The sequence below is a fragment of the Saccharomonospora iraqiensis subsp. iraqiensis genome, assembly GCF_000430445.1.
Taxonomy (GTDB): Bacteria; Actinomycetota; Actinomycetes; order Mycobacteriales; family Pseudonocardiaceae; genus Saccharomonospora; species Saccharomonospora iraqiensis.
Genome location: NZ_KE387102.1, coordinates 52,875 through 57,199 on the forward strand (window position 1 = coordinate 52,875; position 4,325 = coordinate 57,199).

Annotated in this window: 4 protein-coding genes; 1 reads left to right on the top strand and 3 read right to left on the bottom strand. The window is 72.2% G+C overall.

Annotation, left to right across the window (positions count from 1 at the left end):
• The coding region (locus ACTIR_RS0114675; protein ID WP_026454860.1) for a biotin/lipoyl-containing protein at nucleotides 1–315 on the bottom strand (315 nt) is incomplete at its 3' end.
• Between the two features lie 151 nt (nucleotides 316–466).
• The gene (gene lpdA, locus ACTIR_RS0114680; protein ID WP_026454861.1) at nucleotides 467–1,840 is read right to left on the bottom strand and encodes a dihydrolipoyl dehydrogenase; all 1,374 of its coding nucleotides are present in this window, start codon (nucleotides 1,838–1,840) and stop codon (nucleotides 467–469) included.
• Nucleotides 1,841–2,079: 239 nt separating this feature from the next.
• On the opposite strand from lpdA, the gene ACTIR_RS0114685 reads away from it, so the two are divergent.
• Nucleotides 2,080–2,454 (top strand): hypothetical protein, encoded by a 375-nt coding sequence (locus tag ACTIR_RS0114685; protein ID WP_026454862.1) that lies wholly within the window; start codon nucleotides 2,080–2,082, stop codon nucleotides 2,452–2,454.
• Nucleotides 2,455–2,592: 138 nt separating this feature from the next.
• On the opposite strand, the gene ACTIR_RS0114690 is transcribed toward ACTIR_RS0114685, so the two are convergent.
• On the bottom strand, nucleotides 2,593–4,086 hold the full coding sequence (locus tag ACTIR_RS0114690) for a leucyl aminopeptidase (RefSeq protein WP_026454863.1): 1,494 nt from the start codon (nucleotides 4,084–4,086) through the stop codon (nucleotides 2,593–2,595).
• Between the last annotated feature and the right edge of the window lie 239 nt (nucleotides 4,087–4,325).

The following is a 4,325-nucleotide window of genomic DNA, read 5'->3' on the forward strand; positions in this document are numbered from 1 at the left end:
GGCGGGTTCGGCCGGTGCGGCGGGCTCGGCGGCGGGTTCCGGTTGTGCCTGCCCGGCGGCGGCCTGTCCACCACCGGAGCCGTCGTCGATCAGGGCGAGCTGGGAACCGACCTCGACGGTCTCGTCCTCGCGGGCCACGATCTGCTGAACCGTGCCCGCGACGGGGGAGGGGACCTCGGTGTCGACCTTGTCGGTGGAGATCTCGAGCAGCGGCTCGTCCACCTCCACCGAGTCACCCTCCTGCTTGAGCCACCGGGTGACCGTGCCTTCCGTGACGCTCTCCCCGAGCTCCGGCAGTGTGACGGAGTACGCCATTGTTCGCTGACTCCCTTGTGCGTGTGGTGCTGGTGTGGGTCGTTGGCGTGTCGGCCGCGCCGCGCCCGCGGTTTCCGGCGACCGCTCCGCGCCGGGGCCGTCGGTGACGGACGCCGCCCGCGCGGGTGGGCACTGCCCGGCCCCGGCCGCCTCAGCCGTGCACGTGCAGCGGCTTGCCGGCCAGCGCCAGGTGCGCCTCGCCGAGAGCCTCGGACTGGGTGGGGTGGGCGTGGATCAGCGGGGCGACGTCCTCGGGGAACGCCTCCCAGTTGTAGATGAGCTGGGCCTCGCCGATCAGCTCGCCGACCCGGTCACCCACCAGGTGCAGCCCGACCACCGGCCCGTCCGGGGCCTTGACCAGCTTCACCGCACCGGAGGTCTTCAGGATCTGGCTCTTGCCGTTGCCCCCGAGGTCGTAGGTGAACGTGGTGATGTCCGACCCGTAGGTCTCCCGCGCCTCGGCCTCGGTCAGGCCGACCGAGGCGACCTCGGGGTGCGAGTAGGTGACGCGCGGGATGCCGCTCTCGTCGACCGGCCCCGGGTTCAACCCGGCGATCTCCTCGGCCACGAACACGCCCTGCTGGAACCCGCGGTGCGCGAGCTGCAGGCCGGGCACGATGTCGCCGACGGCGTAGACGTTCGGCAGGTTGGTGCGCAGCCGCTCGTCGGTACGGACGAAGCCGCGCTCCATCGTGATGCCCGCCTCGTCGTAGCCGTGCCCGGCGGTGTTCGGACCGCGCCCCACCGCGACCAGCAGCAGGTCGGCCTCCAGCGTCTCGCCGGACTCCAGCGACACGCTGACGCCGTTGTCGTCCTGCTTGGCGCCGGTGAACTTCACGCCCGTCTTGTAGCTGATCTTGCGGCGCCGGAAGGCGCGCTCGAGCTGCTTGGAGGCGAACTCGTCCTCGTTGGGCACGAGCCGGGGCAGGGCCTCCACGATGGTCACCTCGGCGCCGAACGACGCCCACACGCTGGCGAACTCGACGCCGATCACACCGCCGCCGAGCACCACCACCTTCTCCGGCACACGGTCCAGGGTGAGGGCCTCCTCGCTGGCGACGATGCGGCCGCCCAGTTCGAGGTCCGGCAGCGTCTTGGAGTAGGAGCCGGTGGCCAACAGCACGTTCTTGCCGGTGTAGCGGGTACCGTCGACCTCGACGGTGGTGCCGCCGACGAAGGTGCCGGTGCCCTCCACGTAGTTGATCTCGTGGGCCTTCGCGAGGCCCTGCAGACCCTTGTACAGGCGGTTGACGACGGTGTCCTTGTACTTGTGCACACCGTCGATGTCGATGCCCTCGAACACGCTCCTGACGCCGAACTGGTCGCCCTCCCGCGCCGAGTCGGCGACCTCCGCGGCGTGCAGCAGTGCCTTGGTCGGGATGCAACCCCGGTGCAGGCAGGTGCCGCCCAGCTTGTCCTTCTCGATCAGGGTGACGGACAGGCCCAGCTCGGCGGCGCGGAACGCCGCGGCGTAACCACCCGATCCGCCACCAAGGATCACCAGGTCGGCTTCAGCGTCGGTCACTTGTCAAACTCCCTCGGCAGGTGTCGATCGTGTCCACGGGCGCTGTTGGGCGCTCATGCCACCTCATCTTGTCACCTCGCCCGAATCCGGTGCGAGTGAGTAGGGCTGTGACGCCGCTTGCGCCGACGCCCGGGCGAATCCGGTGAAACCGGACACCTCCGGCGCGGGTGCGGGGGAGACAGACCCGGTCGGTGTCGGAATAATGCTCGCCGCGACCCGAATGAGGAAGGTGAGGCGAGGTGGGCCTGTTCGACTCGTTGCGCAGACGTCGCAAAGGGGGGAAACCCGGCAAGCCCGGCAAGCCCGGGGCGGTGCGCGGGGCGAGTTCCGCCGACACGGACCATCTCGACCAGTGGGCCTCCGCCCGGCGCGGTGTGGAGGCGTTCGTCGAGCCGCGCACCAACGTCACCGAGACGACCGTGGTCCTCGTCGCCCACGACGGGGAATGGACCCGCCGCCGGATCGGCAGCCTCGGCGCGGCCCAGCAGTTCGGCAAGAAGCGCGCGATCCCGGTCTACGAGGTCGCCAAGACCGGATACCCGAAACGGATGCGCGAGTACACCGAACGGCAGCGGATCCTGCGCCGTCGGCAGCAGCGGCAACAGGACGGATGAACGGCTCCCCGGCGGGCCCGGCCCCGATGTCCGCACCGGGGCCGCCGTCGGTACCTGCGCGACGACGGCCCCGGCGCACGGGTCCACCTCCGGGTCAGCCGTGGTCGGCTCCGGGTCAGCCGTGGTCGGCTCCGGGTTTCAGCCGTGGTCGGCGACGTCGGCCAGCACCGCCGCGATCGTGCGCACCGGAACGCCGGTGCCACCCTTGCCGGTGTAGCCCCACGGCGAACCCGTGTGGTAAGCGGGGCCCGCGACGTCGATGTGCGTCCACGGCACGCCCTCCGCGACGAACTCGCGCAGGAAGTGCCCGGCCGCGAGCATCCCGCCCCAGCGCTGACCGCTGACGTTGGCGATGTCGGCCAGCTTGGAGTCCAGGTCGGAGCGCAGTTCCTCGGGCAGCGGCATCGGCCAGCCGTTCTCCCCGGTGGCCTGCGCGAGGTCGGCCACCCGGTCGCGGAACTCCTCCTCGCCCATGATCCCGGGGGTGCGGTTGCCCAGCGCCACCTTCTGCGCCCCGGTCAGGGTGGAGGTCTCGACCAGGTAGTCCGGGTCCTCCTCGCAGGCGCGCACGATCGCGTCGGCCAGCACCAGGCGCCCCTCCGCGTCGGTGTTGAGCACCTCCACGGTCCTGCCGCCGTACATCGTCAGCACGTCACCCGGGCGGTACGCGGTCGCCGAGGGCATGTTCTCCGCGAGCGGGATGTGCGCGACGACCTCCAGCGGGTACTTGAGCTTCGCGGCCAGCAGCACGGACGCGAGCACGGCCGCGGCGCCGGCCATGTCCGAGGTCATCTCGTCCATCCCGGCGGCGGGCTTGATCGAGATGCCGCCGGTGTCGAAGGTGATGCCCTTGCCGACGAGCGCGACCTTCTTCCTCGCCTTCGGGCCGCGGTAGCGCAGCCGCAGCAGGCGCGGGGGGCGGGACGAGCCACCGCCGACCCCGAGGATCCCGCCGAACCCCTTGCGCGCGAGCGCCTTCTCGTCCAGCACCTCGAAGTCGACGCCCGCGTCCTCGGCCAGCTCCCGGGCCCGGTCGGCGAACGAGCCGGGGTAGAGATCGTTCGGCGGGGTGTTGACCAGGTCGCGGGCCACCGTCACCGCCTCGGCGATGGTGCCCGCGGCCTTCAGCGTGGCCCGGTGGGCGCGGGTGGTGCCCTCCTCGGGGGCGGCGACGTCGAGCGTGCCGACCGGGGCGGTGCCGGGCTCGGACTTGTACCGGTCGAACGTGTAGGAGCCGAGCACGGTCCCCTCGACGGCGGCCTGCAGGTCCACGGCCGACAGCGTGGTCAGCGCCCGTGCGGTGCCCGCGAGGGCCCGCCCGGACGCGCCGGCGGCGCGGCGGACATCCTCGGGACCCACCTCGGGCGAGCCCAGCCCCACGGCGAGGACGACCCCCGCGGGCAGCCTGCCGAGGGTCGGCAGCTTGACCGTCTCCTCGGCCTTGCCGGTGGCCCCCATCGTGGTCAGCACGTCGGCGAGTTCGCCGTCGAAGGCCGCGTCCACCGCCTCTGCCCCGGCAGCGAGCTCGAGACCGTCGGCCCCGCGCACGGTACCGACCACGACGACCTCGGCACGGGTCTTGGCCAGTGCCGCCTCGGTGTTTTCGGACAGGGACAGCTTCGGCACGCTCACGTCACGCTCCTCCGGTTGTGGCGTCGGCGGGGTGCGCCGCCCGGGTGGGGCGGTCGGGCACCCCCGGCATCTGGTGGGTCATGCTATTGCCGCCGTCGGTCGTTACGGGGAGGTAGGTGGGTCGGTGTCACTCGGGGCGGGTCTCGTGGTCGCGCTCGCCGTCGCCGCCTCGGCGGCGGGCCGGTGGTTGCTCGCCGGGATCGTGGCGGCCGCGGTGCTGGTCACGGTCGGGGCGCGGT